The organism is Mariniphaga anaerophila (assembly GCF_900129025.1).
Taxonomy (GTDB): domain Bacteria; phylum Bacteroidota; class Bacteroidia; order Bacteroidales; family Prolixibacteraceae; genus Mariniphaga; species Mariniphaga anaerophila.
In genome coordinates this window covers 601,228-619,258 of record NZ_FQUM01000002.1, presented here as the reverse complement: position 1 = coordinate 619,258, position 18,031 = coordinate 601,228, and the positions used below count along the sequence as shown (strand labels likewise).

At 43.1% G+C, this 18,031-nt stretch carries 9 protein-coding genes; 3 read left to right on the top strand and 6 right to left on the bottom strand.

Features of this window, described 5'->3' with window-relative positions; all coding sequences use genetic code 11:
- Positions 1-123: 123 nt before the first annotated feature.
- The 5 genes from BUB08_RS05685 to BUB08_RS05665 all read right to left on the bottom strand — a co-directional run bounded on the left by BUB08_RS05685 (position 124) and on the right by BUB08_RS05665 (position 8,589).
- Positions 124-1,734 carry a RagB/SusD family nutrient uptake outer membrane protein gene (locus tag BUB08_RS05685; RefSeq protein WP_083570601.1) on the bottom strand — a complete coding sequence of 537 codons (1,611 nt, stop codon included), beginning with the start codon at positions 1,732-1,734 and terminating at the stop codon, positions 124-126.
- 20 nt (positions 1,735-1,754) lie between these two features.
- Complete coding sequence (locus BUB08_RS05680) at positions 1,755-4,946, bottom strand: SusC/RagA family TonB-linked outer membrane protein (protein WP_072999692.1); 3,192 nt, start codon at positions 4,944-4,946, stop codon at positions 1,755-1,757.
- 321 nt (positions 4,947-5,267) lie between these two features.
- Entirely contained in the window at positions 5,268-5,981 is a 714-nt protein-coding gene (locus tag BUB08_RS05675) for a carbohydrate-binding family 9-like protein (protein ID WP_072999690.1), read from the bottom strand.
- Positions 5,982-6,005: 24 nt separating this feature from the next.
- Complete coding sequence (locus BUB08_RS05670; protein ID WP_072999688.1) at positions 6,006-7,592, bottom strand: sulfatase; 1,587 nt, start codon at positions 7,590-7,592, stop codon at positions 6,006-6,008.
- A gap of 157 nt (positions 7,593-7,749) precedes the next feature.
- Positions 7,750-8,589 carry a DUF1961 family protein gene (locus BUB08_RS05665; RefSeq protein WP_072999687.1) on the bottom strand — a complete coding sequence of 280 codons (840 nt, stop codon included), beginning with the start codon at positions 8,587-8,589 and terminating at the stop codon, positions 7,750-7,752.
- Between the two features lie 404 nt (positions 8,590-8,993).
- On the opposite strand from BUB08_RS05665, the gene BUB08_RS05660 reads away from it, so the two are divergent.
- From BUB08_RS05660 to BUB08_RS05650, 3 genes are read left to right on the top strand one after another with little or no spacing between them, the layout of a single operon-like run.
- A complete protein-coding gene (locus BUB08_RS05660; protein WP_072999914.1) occupies positions 8,994-10,622 on the top strand; it encodes a sulfatase family protein in 1,629 nt (542 codons plus the stop codon).
- Positions 10,623-10,679: 57 nt separating this feature from the next.
- Positions 10,680-12,644, top strand: coding sequence for an ulvan lysase-like protein (locus BUB08_RS05655; protein ID WP_083570600.1), 1,965 nt, complete (start codon positions 10,680-10,682; stop codon positions 12,642-12,644).
- A 44-nt stretch (positions 12,645-12,688) separates the two neighbouring features.
- Positions 12,689-15,706, top strand: coding sequence for a polysaccharide lyase family 8 super-sandwich domain-containing protein (locus BUB08_RS05650; protein ID WP_072999685.1), 3,018 nt, complete (start codon positions 12,689-12,691; stop codon positions 15,704-15,706).
- Positions 15,707-15,731: 25 nt separating this feature from the next.
- On the opposite strand, the gene BUB08_RS05645 is transcribed toward BUB08_RS05650, so the two are convergent.
- The gene (locus BUB08_RS05645) at positions 15,732-17,939 is read right to left on the bottom strand and encodes a GH92 family glycosyl hydrolase (protein WP_072999910.1); all 2,208 of its coding nucleotides are present in this window, start codon (positions 17,937-17,939) and stop codon (positions 15,732-15,734) included.
- Positions 17,940-18,031 lie beyond the last annotated feature (92 nt).

Genomic DNA, 18,031 nt, shown 5'->3' with positions numbered 1-18,031 from the left:
CCATCATTCATAATTTAATACGCCAAAAATAGTATAAATAACCGGACTGGTAGTTTCTAAACCAAAAAAATGGGGCAGTATAACTACCCCATTCGTTGTCAAATCTAACTAAACTTCTATCTGCTAAAAATAAGGATTCTGAAATAAGTTCGGATTTTCATCGATATCAACAAGCGGGATGGGCCACAATTCGTCTTTGTCTTCGTCAAACAGGTCGCCAGCAACGTATGGAAAATTGCTTCTGTGCTCTTTCAGGTCGGCTTGAGCCTGCCTTAATGTTTCGCCCAAAATATTCCAACGCACCAGGTCATCTTTCCGCCATCCTTCGAAGCAAAGTTCCCAAACCCTTTCCTGTTTAAGCGCTTCAAAAAATTCGTCTTTCGATAAACCGGAAGGAAGATCTTCCAAGCCTGCACGGTCACGTACTTCGTTAATTGCTGCGTAGGCTGCTGCATTTGGGCCTTCATTTACTTCGTTTTCTGCTTCGGCCCTCATCAGCAATACATCGGCATAACGTAAATATACCCAGTTGAGGTCGGTATTGTTGGGATTTTTGGCTGCCTGAATGTGCCAGTTACGGCGCCATTTTCCGGGTGACCACATGTGATCATTGTTTTTCGGATAAACCTTCAACGTACCATCGGCCAAAATCTGGAAATCGGTAACGGCAACTTCTTTTCTTAAATCTTCATCGGCAAAAGATGCTTTAAAAAGCGGAGTTGAATTTAAGAAACTGTTTGCCCTGCCGTAAATGTAATCTGCCGCTGCAGTAGGCCCGTTGTAAGAACCAATAATACCGGTATTGGCCGCACCACCTTCTAGGTTAAACATCCCGATTTCGAACATGCTTTCCTTCGGCTCTACCTTAAATTCACAATAGTTGCGGAATACTTGCTCGTAGCTCGGGTTAAGAGCATGCTCGCCCGACTCAATAACTTGTTTTGTAAGCTGTGCTGCCTTTTCGTAATAGTCTTTGTAATTGCTTACCCTTGTGCGTTGTTTCTCGTATACATCGAGATAATATCCGCCACGGGCCAAACAAACGCGTGCATGCGTTCCCAGTGCAGCACCTTTACTGGCGCGTTCTCCGGCTTCCGGAACGTCCGAACGCCAGGGCAGTAATTCTGCTGCATCGGTCAAATCTTTATCAATCTGATTGTACAACTCTTCGTATGAAGCACGGCTCACAGACATATCGTCGCTTGCCTTTGTGGGCTCTGTTTTTAACGGAACGGCTCCCCAAATTCGTACCAGGTCAAAATAAATCAGTCCCCTCAAAAATTTAGCTTCACCCAAGTAGCGTTGCAGCATTTTTATTTCATCTTCAGTTCCTTCGGTGTACAAATCCATTTCCGGAATTTTCTGAATAACCATGTTTGCACGGTCAATTCCTTTCCAAAGCATTGTCCAGGTATTCTGAACCCACCCTAATGAAGGATCTGCATTGTAATGGCACATTTTCCGTCGATCGTTATCCAGGCCAGTTCCGCGCATTTGCATAATATCGGTGTCTGCACACCAAATCATAGAAAGAGTTCTGCCATAGGTATCCAACTCTGCCAACACATCATAAATGCCAAGAGTAGCCATATTTGCCTGCTTCACAGTTTGGAAAAAAGTTTCCGCAGCATAATACGATCTGGGTTTTTCTTCCAGCAGGTCTTCACAGGCGGTGGTCGTAACAACTAACAACACCACCATCATTATCCACTTTGTATATTTTATTTTTTTCATAATTATTTTCAGTTTGTGTTTTATAATGAAAGATTTACACCAAATACAATGGATCTGCTTTTTGGATAAGCGCCGAAGTCGACACCGGGTGTTACGCCACTGCTTTCCCTGGTACTTACTTCAGGATCGTACCCTGAATAATTTGTAAAAGTATGAATATTGTAAACCGTTGTATAAACTCTAAGGTTGCTGATACTCAATTTCGTCAGCACCGATTTCGGCAGTGTGTAGCCGAGGCTAACGTTGTTAATCCGCAGGAACGAGCCATCTTCAATTCCCCAGCTATGGAGCATATTGTTAGCTCCTGAACCATTGTACACAGGCATAATTGCCCCCTTATTCAGTTCTGCAAGTATTGTTGGGTCAGTAACCCTGTTTCCATTTCCATCGATGCTTATCCAGCGATCTTTTACATTTGCCAGAGTATTTTTACTGGGGCCTGAATAATTTGTGTAGTTAATTTTATTGGCATTATATATATCATTTCCGTATGACCAGTTCAAAAAGACGCTCAAATCGAAATTTTTGTAGCTGAACGAGTTGGTGATACCACCATAATGTATCGGGCTGGCATTTCCAATAATCGAACGATCGTTAGGATCAATAATTCCGTCGGGTTCTCCGTCAGGACCAGAAATATCTTTAATTTTCCAGAACCCCGGTTCCGGGTACCAGTTCGGATCGTACGGAATTCCTTCTTTCAACGTGTATTTTCCGGTTGCTGCATCGTAGTTAAAATCTTCTACCTGGAAAAGCCCGTCGGTTTGGTATCCGTACATACTTCCTATCTGCTCACCTACTTTTACTATGTAGTCGTTCCCAACTAATCCCCAGTCAGATGCGTAAAGGAATGAATCAGAACCATCGGTTAATGCTACTACTTTATTCTTATTGAAAGAGATATTAAAATTGGTTCTCCACTCGAAGTTACGCGATGAAACATTCACGGTATTCAAATTCAATTCAAAACCTTTGTTTCGCGTTTCTCCAACATTCAAAATCATAGACGAATAACCTGAAGTAAGAGGAATTTGCGCCCGCAATAACAAATCTTTTGTATTTGTTTGATAAGCTTCTGCTGTTAACTGGATGCGCTGATCGAGGAAACCAAGGTCAACGCCAAAGTTTCTGGAAACAGTTGTTTCCCATTTCAAATCTGGGTTGGGAAGCACAGTAGATGCTACGCTAATCTGAGGCGTATTCTGAATGGCATAATAATCGGAACCAAGTAATGCAAGCGACTGGTAGTTTGGAATCCGGTTGTTCCCGGCTATCCCGTAGCTTAAGCGGAATTTAAGGTTCGAGAAAAGATCCAGCGATTTAATGAACTCTTCTTCAACTGCCCGCCAGGCTATTGATGCAGACGGGAAATACCCGTATTTATTACCCGAACCAAATTTCGTTGATCCATCAGCACGCATTGTTGCTGTAAACAGGTATTTATCCTGATAGGCGTAATTTGCACGTCCGAAGAACGAAAGCAGTCGATCGTCTTCTTCGTATGAGGCAGGAATTCCCGGCAGGGTTCCCAGTGACAAATCAGCCAAACCGATATCGTCATTCGGAAACTGGTTTGAACTGGCTTCGAACCAACGTCCTTCGTTATACACCTCTTCCTGGCCAACCATCAAATTTATTTTGTGTTTTTTCTGAATTCTCTTGTTATAATTTAAAACATTAGAATAGCTATATCCCCTTCTGTCTGTATGGCGCAGAGAGCCCGACGGCCCGCCTGATCTTTTTGCTGTTACCGACCTGGCTCCGTTAAAAATTTCGCGCCGCTGGTCGCTTGTGCGCATACCTAATGTTAACGTGTAGGTAAGCCCTTTAAAAAGATTGTAATCGAGTTTTGCATTCATAGAAAGCACTCTCGTTTCAGTTTCTTTATGTTCGGCTTCTGCTGATGCCAACGGGTTTTGCATAACATTACCGGAATCATCCAGATAAATCGGATCTTCATCCAGGTTCACCAAATCCTCGTCAGAACCTTTTATCCCGATTGTGGGCCGGTAACGTACAATGTGCTCCAGTTTATTAAAACGAGACCCCTGCGATGATGTACCCATTCCGTAGAATGTCTGATCGGTATACCTGATTGATGCAGAAGCCTTCAATTTTTCGCTTACTTTATGGTCAAAATTAAAGTTGGCGCTATTTCTTTTGAAACCGCTGTTTACCATAATTCCCTGGTCGTCGTTTACCGAGTAGGAAAGATTGTACTTGGTGTTTTCAGTTCCACCCGAAATACTTACTTTATGGTACTGGTTGTTTACCGGGCTTCCAAATACTTCATCCTGCCAGTCGATACCCGGCCGGTTGGCGTAGTTTGACTGAATGTCGGCGAAACTTCCGTATCTGTTAAACCACGATTCCATTACACTTGCATCGCCTAAGTTTCTTTCATAATCCAAAAGAACAAACTCATACGGACTTAAAACATCCAGCTTTTTAGCCAGTTGTTTCACCCCAAAATAGGCATCGTAATTTACTCTGGTCTTTCCAACTTTACCACCTTTGGTAGTAATAAGAATTACACCATTGGCACCGCGCGCTCCGTAAATGGCAGTAGACGAAGCATCTTTCAACACATCAATGGATTCAATTTCCGACGGATCCAAAAGGCTTAATCCTCCTTCGGTGGGAAACCCGTCTATAATATATAATGGTTCGTTACTTTGTGTAATTGAACCGCCACCGCGAACGCGGATTTTTACTTCGGCACCGGGTGCTCCTTCTGTGGTTTGCACCTGTACACCCGACACACGGCCGTTTAATGCCTCTGCCAGATTCGATACCGGTGCTTTAGCCAGTTCAGCAACATCTGCAGAAGCTACCGAACCGGTAAGATCTCTTTTTCGCACTGTACCATATCCAATGGCAATAACCTCGTCCAACTCGTTGTACGAAGTTTCCATTACTACATCGATGTTCGTTTTTCCGGCAACTTGTATATATTGAGTTTCGAAACCGATAAAAGAAAACATCAAAACATCTTCTGCGGGGTTGGGTACATTAAGAGAATAATTGCCATCAATTCCGGTAACAGTTCCTGAAGTTGTTCCCTGAACAACCACGTTCACGCCAGGAAGAGTTTCTCCCTGTTCGCTTGTTACAATCCCTTTTATAATAAGCCCTTGTCCATATCCCGGAATGAACAGCGCAATCAAAAAAAGATTTATTAGAAAAAATCTGATGAACTTTGATTTAGTCATAATTTCGATTTTAAGATTTAATTAACTTCAAATTTCTACCACAAAATTGACACTCTCCGGTAGTAATAGATTGCAACGAGGTTGAATATGCTTTCAACCATAAAAAAAAAGTTTCAGTGTGGTTGAATCAGCTTTAAAAATCGTTGAATTTATGCCCAAAAAACCAAAAATTACGTCTAAAAAACTAATTATAAAATACTGAAAACAAATAGTTTGAAAACAAAAACAGGTCTCTTTAAACATTTTTAACTCATTTTTCGCGTTACATTACTTTTTTTTCACGACAGAACTGATAAAAATCACCTATTCGTCTGTTCATTGCTATTTTTTAAAAATAAAATCGCCATAGGAAAGCGGAAAATGACATGAAGGAGGCAGCCACGATGATTTTTTTAAGTCTCCGGCATTTTCCGAACCTTCTCTTCGGGTTAAATCCACCCGCCATACATCTCCACTTTGTGGCGGAATATTGGGAGCAGATTCAATCTGATCGAACGGAATAGCAATTTCAATTCCCCACCCTTTGTCTATATCGTTAGAGTTTTGAATAGTCCCTTCAACATAAGTTTCCGATTTAATTCCCAGGCAGTTCCAATCCCACCACTGGGTAATTTTATCTCTGGAATATCCCGGATTTAAAACATACAAATCGAGCAGTGTATTCAGCGCATTCCACTCAAATTCGTAATAGGTTTTCGGATTACAATCAGCGTCAATAAAAATCTCCACCACCTCTTCGTGCCAAAGGTGTGCGTCCCGCTCGGTCATTGTACAGCGTATATCATCATCCTCCATCCAAATGTAGAAATACAAATATTTGTCGTCCCACGCTGCTTTAAAAAACGTTGTTGCGCACGCTTCGCCTTCGGTATTTGAAATAAAATAAACGGGCTTTACGTTTTGCCAGAATTTTTCCAACGGCTGTCCGTCAATTTCAATTTTTTCCTGAATATAATAGCAGTGATACTCTTTGCCCTGAGCAAAAGCAAAGTTTACAGTTATTAAAAAAAACAATCCCCAGAACAGTTTTTTCATTGATGATCTATTTTTAAGAGCAGGTTACCTTAACCAAACCGGAATACTATCCTGAACCTGCCAATGATAAATTAACTCGTCGAGCTTGTCTCCCCTCCAACTTTTAGCACCGGCCGGCAACGCCGGATTTTCAGGTATTGCCTGTTTCAGGCGGGCTTTTATTGTTTCGTATTGTTGGTTATCGGCCAAATTAAAATGTTCTCCCGGGTCTTCCGAACGATCGTATAATTCTTCCGTTCCGTCGCGATACAAAATATAACGGTAGTTTCTGTCGCGCACCGAGTAGTTTTTATACATCCAGTTGCTCAGCACAACGTGAGGCCACTCCGAACCGGGAGCTTCGAGCAACGGTTGCAGGTTCTGCCCATCCAGATGTTCCGGAACCGGCAGGTTGCACAGATTAGCCAAAGTCGGATAAATATCAAGCAGGCTCACCGGCTCGTCGCAAACCTGCCCGTTTGCTTTATTGCCAGGCACCAAAATACAAAGCGGAACCCGGGTTGACTCTTCCCAAAGGCACATTTTTCGCCAGTGCTTTTTCTCGCCCAGATTTTGACCGTGGTCGCTCCAAAGCACAATAATGGTATTTTCAGCGTACCGGCTGTTCTCAAGCGCTTTTAGCACGCGACCAATCTGGTCGTCCACAAAAGAAATGCAGGCCAGGTAAGAATAAACCAGGTACCTCCAGTAGTCGGGCCCGACTCCCAAAACCGCCTGATGGTCGCCAAAATTGGTTGCTCCGTAAGCAATTGCTTTTCCCATTATCGGAATATCTTTCATTTCGTCGTCCGGAACGTCCGGAATTTTCACCTTTTCTTCGTCGTATAAATCGAAATATTTTCGGGGAGCAGTGTACGGAACATGCGGGCGCACAAACCCAACCGACAGAAAAAACGGGTTATCGTGATTTTCGTTTAATTTCTGAACGGCATAATCGGCAATTAACTCATCGTACATTTTTCCACCCGGAATATCCTCTTCATCCAGCGGCCCGCCACACAACGAATGCCCCGACCCCAGCTTGTCTCCATAATGCCGTTTTAACTGGCTGCCGTTTTTAGGAAACGGATAAAAGAAAAGACCGCCATACCCTTCGCCGCGCTCCAGAAACTTTCCGGTAACTTTATCGGCATAACCGGGCGCAACATCATCCCACAAAGAATCGAGCAGAAACGGGTAATCAGTTGCTCCGGAATGAAATATTTTACCGGCACAAAATGTTTTGTACCCGTTGTCTTTAAAAAATTCGGGAAGCATTTTTTTCCCTTCCATCACTTCGTGATAGGATCGAATCATGGCCTGCCGCTCGCCCACTCCGGTGTACCAGCCGGTTGTAACCGGATGCAGGCCGCTCAGCAACGAATTGCGCGAAGCCACACACACCGGCATGGAAGCATGCGCATTACTGAACAAAACGCCCTGCGTAGTCAGCAAATCCAGGTTGGGCGTTATGGCCTGGTTGTTTCCACCCATTGTGCCGGTCCAATCATTAAGATCGTCAACTGCAATAAAAAGAATATTGGGTTGTTCAGGAACAGAAGTTCCGTTTTTGCACCCTTGAAATATGAGTTGCAAGGATAAAATAAGTAAAATAAATATTCCTGTTTTCATTTAAAATAGATATCTGAAAAGTTATAAAATATGTAGTTTCTCCTTGGTAATTTTCTGTTGCAATACGGTCCTTTAAAAGAATAACACCGTCCATTTCCTACGTGCCATCTATAAAAATGAACCTTTTGCGCATCCCGTTTTTCGATGCGCTAATCATTTAGTATTCGCTCAAATCAAAAATTTTAATGTTGTCATATTCTCCCTTTGCACACGCCATTAACCGAAATCCCCAGTACCCTCCGTTTAACGGGTCGTTATCGCAAAAGGTTAGGATTGTATCTCCATCTACGCTGTAGGTTATCTGATTACCCACTTTTTCTACCCGGCACAAATGCATTTTACGCGGCGTTTCAGAAACGGCATCTCTGCCTTCGGCAACCAGCTCTCTACCGGGCGCGCGGCGCATGTTTGCCGTTTTTCTGGAAGGATGGAAATAGGAAATGCGGTACTGCACCATGGGGTCATACATTATCTCCTGCGCCAAACCGTATCGCACCGGCATTGACGGGGCAAAAATGCTTTCTCCGTTTTTTCCGCGTGCACAAAACATAATCATCTGTAGCGGAGCGGGCGACAAGCTTACAAACTCAAATTCTATTGCAAAATCATCTGGCGTGGGATATTTTTTATTCCAAAAATTGAAATGTCCGCCACGAAAAACCGAATTGCCATCTTCTCCTGTTATATAGTATTTTTCGATGTCTTTCCCGTATTTTTTGGTCATGGCATCAACCAGCCAGTGCTGGTATTCTTCCTGCCGGTTTTCTAAAGAAAGTTTCCCTTCGTCTATGGCCAACTTCAATAGCGGATAGTAACCCGGTTCAAGAATCAGCTTTCCGTTTTCCACAAACGCTTTTCCCTCGCCTTCAATTTTCCAGTCGGCTAAACTGTCGTTTTCATCAAAATTGTATTGAAAAATTAACCGGCCCTGACCCAAACACACCAATACAGAGAAAAGCAGGAGGATGGAAAATATTATGAGCGTTTTAATTCGCATTGCTCCGGATTTGATTAAACTTCGCTTTTAAAGGACTGATTTCGACCCTTTCAAAAATAGAACAGCAACCCGTATAATTCTATTAGTTACGGGCATCGTTCTATCATAAATGTTTAATTCTTTATAACTTTTGTTGAAATACCCGATCTTCAATATAACATTCCGGGTTCCACGTCAAATTCATTTCAAAAAATCGGTTCATTTCCAAAACCATTTTTCTACTGCGAAACAACAAACCGGCACACACAAAAACCTTCTTTCAACCATTTTAATATAAAATTCAATAGAAATTAAATATTCGCTCCCCCTGCCTAAACTTTTAAACACATTCTTAAAATCTGCTTGTGCAACGATTAGGTAATTTTGAAATAGAAATTAAAAATGAATCAAAAAAATACAATACCATGAAGCTTTTAACCATTACCGGTTTATTAATTATTCTTTTCGGTTGCAACGTTGCCAGCAGGCAGGAGCAGGAAGAAAAACGGCCGAACATTCTGTTTATCATGTCTGACGACCACACGACCCAGGCTATGAGTTGTTACGGAAGTAAACTGATAGAAACACCCAACCTCGACCGCATTTCAGAAGAAGGGATGCAATTTGAGCATTGCTATGTAACCAATTCCATTTGTGCACCGTCGCGTGCGGCCATACTTACCGGAAAATTCAGTCACCTGAACGGAGTAACCGATAACGCAAAAATTTTTGACGGCACGCAGGTTACCTATCCAAAAATATTGCAGAAGGCCGGCTACCAAACTGCCGTTATCGGCAAATGGCACCTCGGCTCCTCTCCCACCGGGTTTGATTACTGGAGCGTTCTTCCCGGCCAGGGCGATTACTACCAGCCCGAGTTTATTGAAATGGGCGACACAATTACTGAAACCGGTTATGTTACCGATGTAATAACCGATAAGGCCATTAAGTGGCTTAGCGAAAAAAATCAGGACAAACCGTTTGCATTGGTTTATCAGCACAAAGCGCCGCACAGAAACTGGATTCCGGCTCCGCGGCACATGGGTGTTCTGGAGAACAAAGAATTTCCGGTTCCAGAAACGCTTTTCGACGATTACAAGGGACGGGGAAGCGCAGCACGCGAGCAGGAAATGGAAATTGCCAACCATTTGTGGGATGCGTGGGATTTGAAACTTGCAAGCCGCGAAGAGTTGGAAGAATTCGGAAAAAACAATGTGCTGAAAAAAATAACAGACGCCAAACAACACGATGTGGAGGGCGCTAACAAAAGAAGCGAAGACCTGAAAAAACTATACCGGGTTTACAGCAGGCTAACTCCCGAAGAGAAAAATTTGTGGCACAAAGCTTATGCAAAACGCGTTGACAAGTATAAAAACAACAAGCCCACTGGAAAAGAACTCGTTCAATGGAAGTACCAGCTTTACATGAGAGACTACCTGGCCTGCATCCTTTCGCTGGACGAAAATGTTGGGCGGATTTTAGATTACCTGAAAGAAACCGGCCAACTGGATAATACTATCGTTGTTTACACATCTGACCAGGGCTTTTTTCTGGGAGAACACGGATGGTTCGACAAACGGCTCATGTACGAAGAAAGCTACCGAATGCCGTTGCTCATTCGTTATCCCAAAGCCATTAAGGCAGGAACCGTTTCCGACGCATTTACCATGAACGTAGATTTTGCTCCCACTTTTCTGGACTATGCCAATGCGCCAATTCCCGAGGAAATGCAGGGAATATCGCTTCGTCCGGTTTTCGAAAACAACGGTAAAAAACCGGACAACTGGCGGAAAGCCACCTATTATCATTATTACGAATACCCGTCGTGGCACTCCGTAAAACGCCATTACGGAATACGGACCGAACGCTATAAACTGATTCATTTCTACAACGACGTTGACGAATGGGAGCTTTACGACATGCTGGAAGACCCGCAGGAAATGACGAATATTTACAATGATCCAAAATATAAAGATGTTGTAAAGGAGCTGAAAAAAGAACTGGCCGAACAGCAGAAACTATATACTGACCCTATCGGAAATCAGCTGAACTGAAACCGCTCGGAGCTAAAATAAATGAAGTAACTTAACCAGGATTTTAAATAATTCGAAATGGATAAAACAGTCAACCGTTCTCCGTTAAAACAGGAAAGCACCCCGGGAAACAGCCTTTTTTCCCGCAGAAACTTTGTAAAAGCAATAACTGCGTGCAGCGCCGCGGCAGCAACGGGTGTTTCGTTTATGAAACCGTTAAGTGCCACACCTTTGGCGGCAGACAAAACATTAACAGACATCGGTTACAACCTGCTGAAAACCTGGTGCGACACGCTCATCGGTTATCAGATTAACGATTCCGGAAAACCGGGATTACACGGAGGAATTCTTTGTCCTGCCTGTGCCCGGATTCACGGACGCTGTGGAGATGCCATTTACCCGATGTTATTTCTTGCACGAAAAACCGGCGACGAAAAATACATCAACTCAGCCCGGTTACTTTTTGAGTGGATGGAGCAAAACGTCAGTATTCCCAACGGCTCGTGGGTAAACGATGTAAACGTGTCGAAATGGAACGGAATTACTGTTTTCGGCGCCATTTCCCTTGGAGAAGCGCTTTTAAACCATGGCGATTTACTGCCGGCAGAAACCAGAAAACAATGGCTGGCGAGGCTGAAAAAAGCGGCAGAATTTATCCATAAAACATTTCACATTGAATACTCCAATGTAAATTATCCGCTCACCGGAACTTATGCTTTGTTTCTGATGGGAAAGATTTTCAACGATAATCGGTATTCTTCCCACGCAAAAGAACTTGCCGACGAGTCCTTTCGCTTCTTCACCGAAAAAAACACGTTCCTTTTTGGCGAAGGCGGAGGTGATCGGTACACGCGCAGTCCCAAAGGATGCCTCCCGGTTGACCTCGGCTACAATGTGGAAGAATCGCTTCCGGCACTGGCGTTATACGGAATTGAAACCGGAGATGAAAAAATTCTGAAAACAGTAACAGAATCTCTTGAAACGCACATGGAATTCATGCTTCCTGACGGAGGCTGGGACAACAGCTGGGGAACGCGCAGCTTTAAATGGACATACTGGGGAAGCCGCACCAGCGATGGTTGCCAGCCGGCTTATGCTTTCTTGTCCGGCAGAAATCCTGTATTTCATAAAGTGGCTTTACAAAACACGCTTCTGTTGCAAAAATGCACCCACAACGGACTACTGCACGGAGGCTTGCATTACCACACGCATGGCGTTCGCCCGTGTATTCATCATACATTTTGCCATGCAAAAGCGCAGGCAGCAATTCTCGACCATGGATACGCACCAGTACCCAATGCAGAAAAACTAACATTACCGCGGGAAAAACAGTACGGAATTAAACCGTTTGAAGACATTCAGACCTGGCTGGTTTCAAAAAATAACTGGATAGCCACGGTAACCGAGTACGACCGGGAATACAAAATACAAAACGGTCACCCGTCGGGCGGGGCGCTAACATTACTTTACCACAAAATATTAGGGCCGGTGCTGGCATCGAGCATGAATGAATACCAACTGGTTGAAGCTACAAATATGCAGGCGCAGTACGACCCGTTTTCCACAACCTTAACTCCACGACTGCAGACAAAGGACGAGAAGTACATGAATATTTCAGATCTTGCGGCAACTGTAAACACCAAACAATCGGAAAATCGCATTGCCGTTTATACAAAATCGAAACTGGTTAACGGCGAGCAACAGGCACCTCCAACCGGAGAATTAACCTGCAACGTTAACTACATTTTTTCGGATGAAACGGTGAAGATTGAGCTCAGGCAAAACCTAAAAAACGAACATCTCACAGAATTCATTCTTCCGGTTATTTCCAGTTCAGAAGAGAGTATCCAAAAAATTTCTGACCAAAAATACTTGGTGAAGAAAAAGGAAGGAAACCTCCTGATTGAGGCAGATGCTCCGCTAAAAAAGCTTCCGGTGCTTGAAGGAAACAGCAGAATTTTTAATCATGTTCCGGGAATGGAAGCCATTCTTTTTGCCCTCGAAGGGAAAGAGATAAATATAACACTGACACGCAAAGGTTGATGGCAAAAAATAACAATAAAACGAACATCTAAAATCAGCAACAGATGAAATTTAAACCGGTTCTATTCATTACAATTTTTGCGCTTTGTGCTTTTGCTACAGTCAGCAAAACAGATGCGCAGGAAAAAATATTTGCATCCTATTTCGACATTTCCACCAACAGTTCCGAAGGCACAGAAGTTATCGGACGAATCCACCTCGAAAGAAACAAAGATGTACTGAAATCTCCTGTTCCCAAAGGATATCATTTTGAAATTGAAAATCAGGATGGAAATCTGTTTGAAATTGAAACCCGGTACGATTTGCATCGCCGGATAATGGGAGTATTAACAGTTAGCGAAGGACAAAACACCGGAGAAACAGAAAAAAGTCATCAACTTACTGTTCTGCTGAAAAACGGCAACGAGATTTTAAACCGTTTTCCTGTTGAAGTACGAATTGTTGAAACTCCCCTCTGGAACGTTTTATTTGACCGGTACAAAGATTTTACCGTGAGCTCAAAAGGAAGCAGAATGTATGGGCGCACAATTTTTTCTGACAAAGAAACAGCAGCAAAAATTATCGAACTGGAAAACAATAACGGCCGCTTTAATGGTTTTAAATGTTACACCCGGCATCCTGAAGATTATTTGGGAGAGACCAACGTTGATCCGCTTACCGGAAGAGTTTACGGCACAATTGAATACGAATGGGAACAAGTAGCAAAACTAATTGGCGGACTGGGATATGCCTATGCCCGGTCGGAAAAGTACGGGCCGTCAGGAGATGCTGCGTCCCGTGAGCGATTGAAAAAAGCTATGTACAAAGCTATAATTGCTTACACCGCGTGTGTGCCCATTGAAGGAAACGATGTTTACGTAAACGGAAAGCCCATTGGGGAATATACCGGCGACGGTTTTGCAAACCTTGTGGAGCACAAAATGATGGGGCACCAGGTATGTACTCATCAGTGGGTAATTTCAGATCCGCTGGTTGCTCCCGCGGTACATTTGATGCCCGATTTACTTGCGGAAATGAAGGAGGAAAACAACGAAGCCACTGAAGTTTACAATGCACTGGTTCAGTTCTACCAGGTGTTCACTTCCATCATAAAACAACGACGGGCCATTGATGATCCCTCGCAGCGTTGGGGCGAAATTCAGGATACCATCTACTCGGAAGGAGCCTGGGCAGATGCCAACCTTGGCCATCGCCTGCGGATTATGCTGGCATTGCCAATTATATGGGCAGACTACAACCGCCCGATGACATATGTGCAATACTGGTACAGCGATTTTTACAACGATAAGCCCTTTAAAAATTTTAGTTTTTCGCCGGGATGGAGTCCGCATGGCGTAGTTCCCGACGTAAGAAGGTGGATGACAAAATTCGATGTTCCGGCGCATGAATTCGCACAGTCTGGTTTTCAGCCTGACGGAACGGTTTCTCACCATATAGGTAAAGGAACCGACGCCCCGATGATCGCTTACGGTTTTGGCTGGCTGACCGAACCATTCGTAGGGTTTCATCAGTTTAAAGACACGCCGTTTCGGCTGGAAGACAAATATTTTCAGTTTCCGGCAGATCGTCTGCTCCATGTTTACGGCCGGCTGATTTACAAAAACAGATTCGATTTTACTATTGCCGGGCGGTCGTATTTATCTGACATGGAAAAATTTGTCACCGTTCAGATTGCGGATGCTATCGACGAGCTTCTGGAATCAAAAAGCAGGGATAACAAAATTGAAAACGAAACCGAATTATTGGCGCTCAAAAACAACATCCAAAACAATTCTCATCATTATTCGGGAACAGATGCCTACTGGGTTAATGAATTTCTGGTACATCGTAGAGAAAATGAAAACAATTCATTTTACTCCTCGGTTAAGTTGAAATCGGAACGTGCTGTTGGCGCCGAAGATTTCGACCGGGTACGCAAATCGTGGCACAGCGGAAGCGGCGTTTTGCAGTTGCGGACAAAAGGCGATGAGTATTCGCAACAGGTATTAAAAAATATGGACTGGCACATGTTGCCCGGAATCACCGAAGAATGGCGAACCGATCCGCTGCCTGCAAAAGGCGGCGCACAGGCGTGTTTGCCCGGGCTAAATAAAATTGCAGGCGTGCTTTCCGACGGGAAATCAGGAATGGCCATGTACCATCACCTCCCCCGCGAAACATACAGCACGGCAACTGCACTGAAAAGTTATCACTTTATCGGCAACAAAATAATTGCACTGGGAAGCAACATCCAACGCAACAGAGCCGGACAGGGAAAAGGAATATCTACCTGCATCGATCAGGCCGGTTTTACCAGCAAACTCACGTGCTTTGTAAACGGAAAAGTCGCGAAAATCGGCACAAATCAATCTGTTGACATCCATGAAAAAATTACGCAGCCCTGCTGGTTTCATACCGGCGACAGAGGATTTGTTATTTTCCAGAAAAAAGAGTGTGAACTGGTAATAAAAACAGGGAAATCTGTCAACACTACCGATACCCGGATTTCAAACAATGCTCCCAATTACATTATTGCCGTTGGGCATGGCGTTAATCCCGGTGAGCAGGAGGATAACAACTATTTCTATTTGCTGCTGCCCAATGTTTCTGCGGAAGATATGCCCGGGCTGGTTTCACGATTAGCAAACGAGCTTAATTGCACGCTGCAAAACGATTCTATCCACTCGGTTTATGCGAAAGCAGACAGCATTACGCAAATTGCATTTTACGCACCCGGAAAAATAAAAGTGAACAAGAAAACCATCGAGTGCGACAATACGGCAATGGTAATGCTGAAAGAGAACCAAAACTCGTGGACAGTTTCAGTGGGCGATCCGACTGCCGATGTGCATAAAGAACAAATCACCCTTCGTTTTTCAACTCCTTTAAAGGAAGGGAAATATTCGTACACTGTGCCTGGCATTTACCCGAGAGAAGGAGAATTTGCCGAGGTAAAGAGAGAGGGCAACAATTCTGTAATTACAGTTGAAATGCCCGACGCAAGAGACGAAGCGTATTACAATTACCAGTCGGTGCTCTACTCCGGAGTACCCGTGGTTTTAAATATACCTAAAGGGAAATAGTTTTTGCAAGTATTACTTTCACATTTTACTCATACGCGGGAGTGTTGGTCATTTCAAATGTTAATGTGCCACCTCTCAGGATATCGTCGTGCTTAAAAATGAACCCTTCCAATGGCTTTCCGTTCATTGTTACACATTTTACATACTTGTTGTTTTTATTCAGGTTTTTTGCCTCGATAGTGAAGGTCTTATCACCAGGCAACGACAGAATTGCTTTTTTGAGTTGCGGAGCTCCCAAAATATATTCACCTCCTGCCGGATTGAGCGGATAAAAACCCATTGAAGAAAAAACATACCATGCAGACATTTGTCCGCAATCATCATTGCCACATAGCCCATCCGGTTTTGCCAGATAAAAACGATCGAATATTTCTCGCACCAACTGCTGGGTTTTCCATGATTGTCCGGCATAATTATACAAGTAAGCAACATGGTGGCTTGGTTCGTTGCCGTGCGCATACTGGCCAATAAGCCCTGTCACATCAGATACGAAGCCGACGTTTTCTTCATTTGATTCAATAAAGAACAATGAATCCAGCTTGTTTGCAAATATTTCTTCGCTTCCCATCAAATCTACAAGCGACTCAATGTCATGCTGTACATGCCAGGTATACTGCCATGCATTACCTTCAGTGTAATCACCTCCGGCAGTAGTCGCATGAGACAATAATAAAGAGTTGAACGGTTCACGCCAGTTTCCTTCCGAATCTTTTCCCCGCATAAGTTTTGTTGACGGATCAAACAAGTTCTTATAATAGTCAGCACGTTTTGAAAAATATTCAAAATCGTTTGTTTTACCCATAGCCTTGGCCATCTGTGCCACACAATAATCATCAAAAGCAGACTCCAGTGTTCTGGATACAGATTCAACTTTTACTAGATCGAAAGGGTAATAACCATATTTGGTGTATGTTTCCCAATCAGAATTTAAATGGCTGGTCGTTGCAGATGCCCTTACTGCTTCATATGCCAATTCAGAGTCAAATCCATCAAACCCTTTTAAATAGGCATCAACTACAACAGGAATGGCGTGGTTTCCGATCATACAAAAAGTTTCTTTTCCCCATAGAGCCCAAATTGGAAGAAATCCTTGTATTTTATAATGATTTAGCATTGTCTGTACCATCCCATTTACTTTTTCAGGAACCATAATGGTGTACCACGGATGAGCAGCCCGATAGGTGTCCCATAATGACAGAGTAGAATAGTATTCTTTTGTAGGAGAAGTAAACAGGCTATCGTTCAACCCTCGATATCTGCCATCGGTATCTGCCAAATTATTAGGCTGAATATAAAGGTGGTACAACGATGTATAAAAATTCACTTTTTCATCGTCAGTTCCAACTATTTGCGTACGTGACAGTAATTTGTTCCATTCTGTTTCAGTTTTCTTCCTTACCTTGTTGAAATCCCATGCAGCGTTTTCCTTATCAATAGAAGCCATAGCCCCATTTACGCTAACGCCCGACAGCGCAACTTTTACCTGCAACGACTCACCCGGCTGAAGGTCAAAAGACAAAACTAGTTTTTGAGCCTTTTCTTCCGGAGATGCTTGTAACTTTTTTTCTAACGTAAAAGGTTTGTCAAACTTTATTGCATAAAAATAGTGGCGTTTAACCCATGCGTCCACTTCGTTGTGCCCTGTTATCGTTTTATTATCAGGCATGTTCATCTGGGCTGAAATAACATGGTTTTTAACGGTCTTTCCCCATCCTGCAATTCCATTTTGTAAATCCACCATCAGCCGAGCTGGTTCATTATTGTTATAGGTATATTTATAAAATGCTGTTCTTGCAGTTGCGGTAACTTCTACATCCACATCAAAGTCAGATAAATTTACAGCATAATAGCCGGCAGATCCTTTTTGAGTAGCTTTTTCAAATTTACTTTTATAAATTCCACTATCAATTTCACCGCAAAATGGGAATAGAAGAATATCACCTAAATCTGGTCCCCCTGTTCCGTTTAAATGAGTCTGGGCAAATCCGATTATCGAATCATCTGCATAATTATAGCCGGAACAATACTTCCATCCATCATTCCCCGTTTCGGGACTTGCTTGTACCAGGCCAAAGGGTGCGGTTGCCCCGGGAAAAGTATGCCCATTATCTGCGGTTCCAATAAATGGATTGACATACTGAGCATAGTTGATTTGATCTTTTTCTTTGTTCGCATAAAAGCATGAGGTACAAATAATACCACCAATGAATAAGACAAATAATATTTTTTTCATGAGTTTAAAATTTTTGTTCTTGAGCAGTAGCAAATGAGACTCGTTTTTGTGCATTTTCTTTCAAAGAAGAAAATTGGATATACTCGTTCATT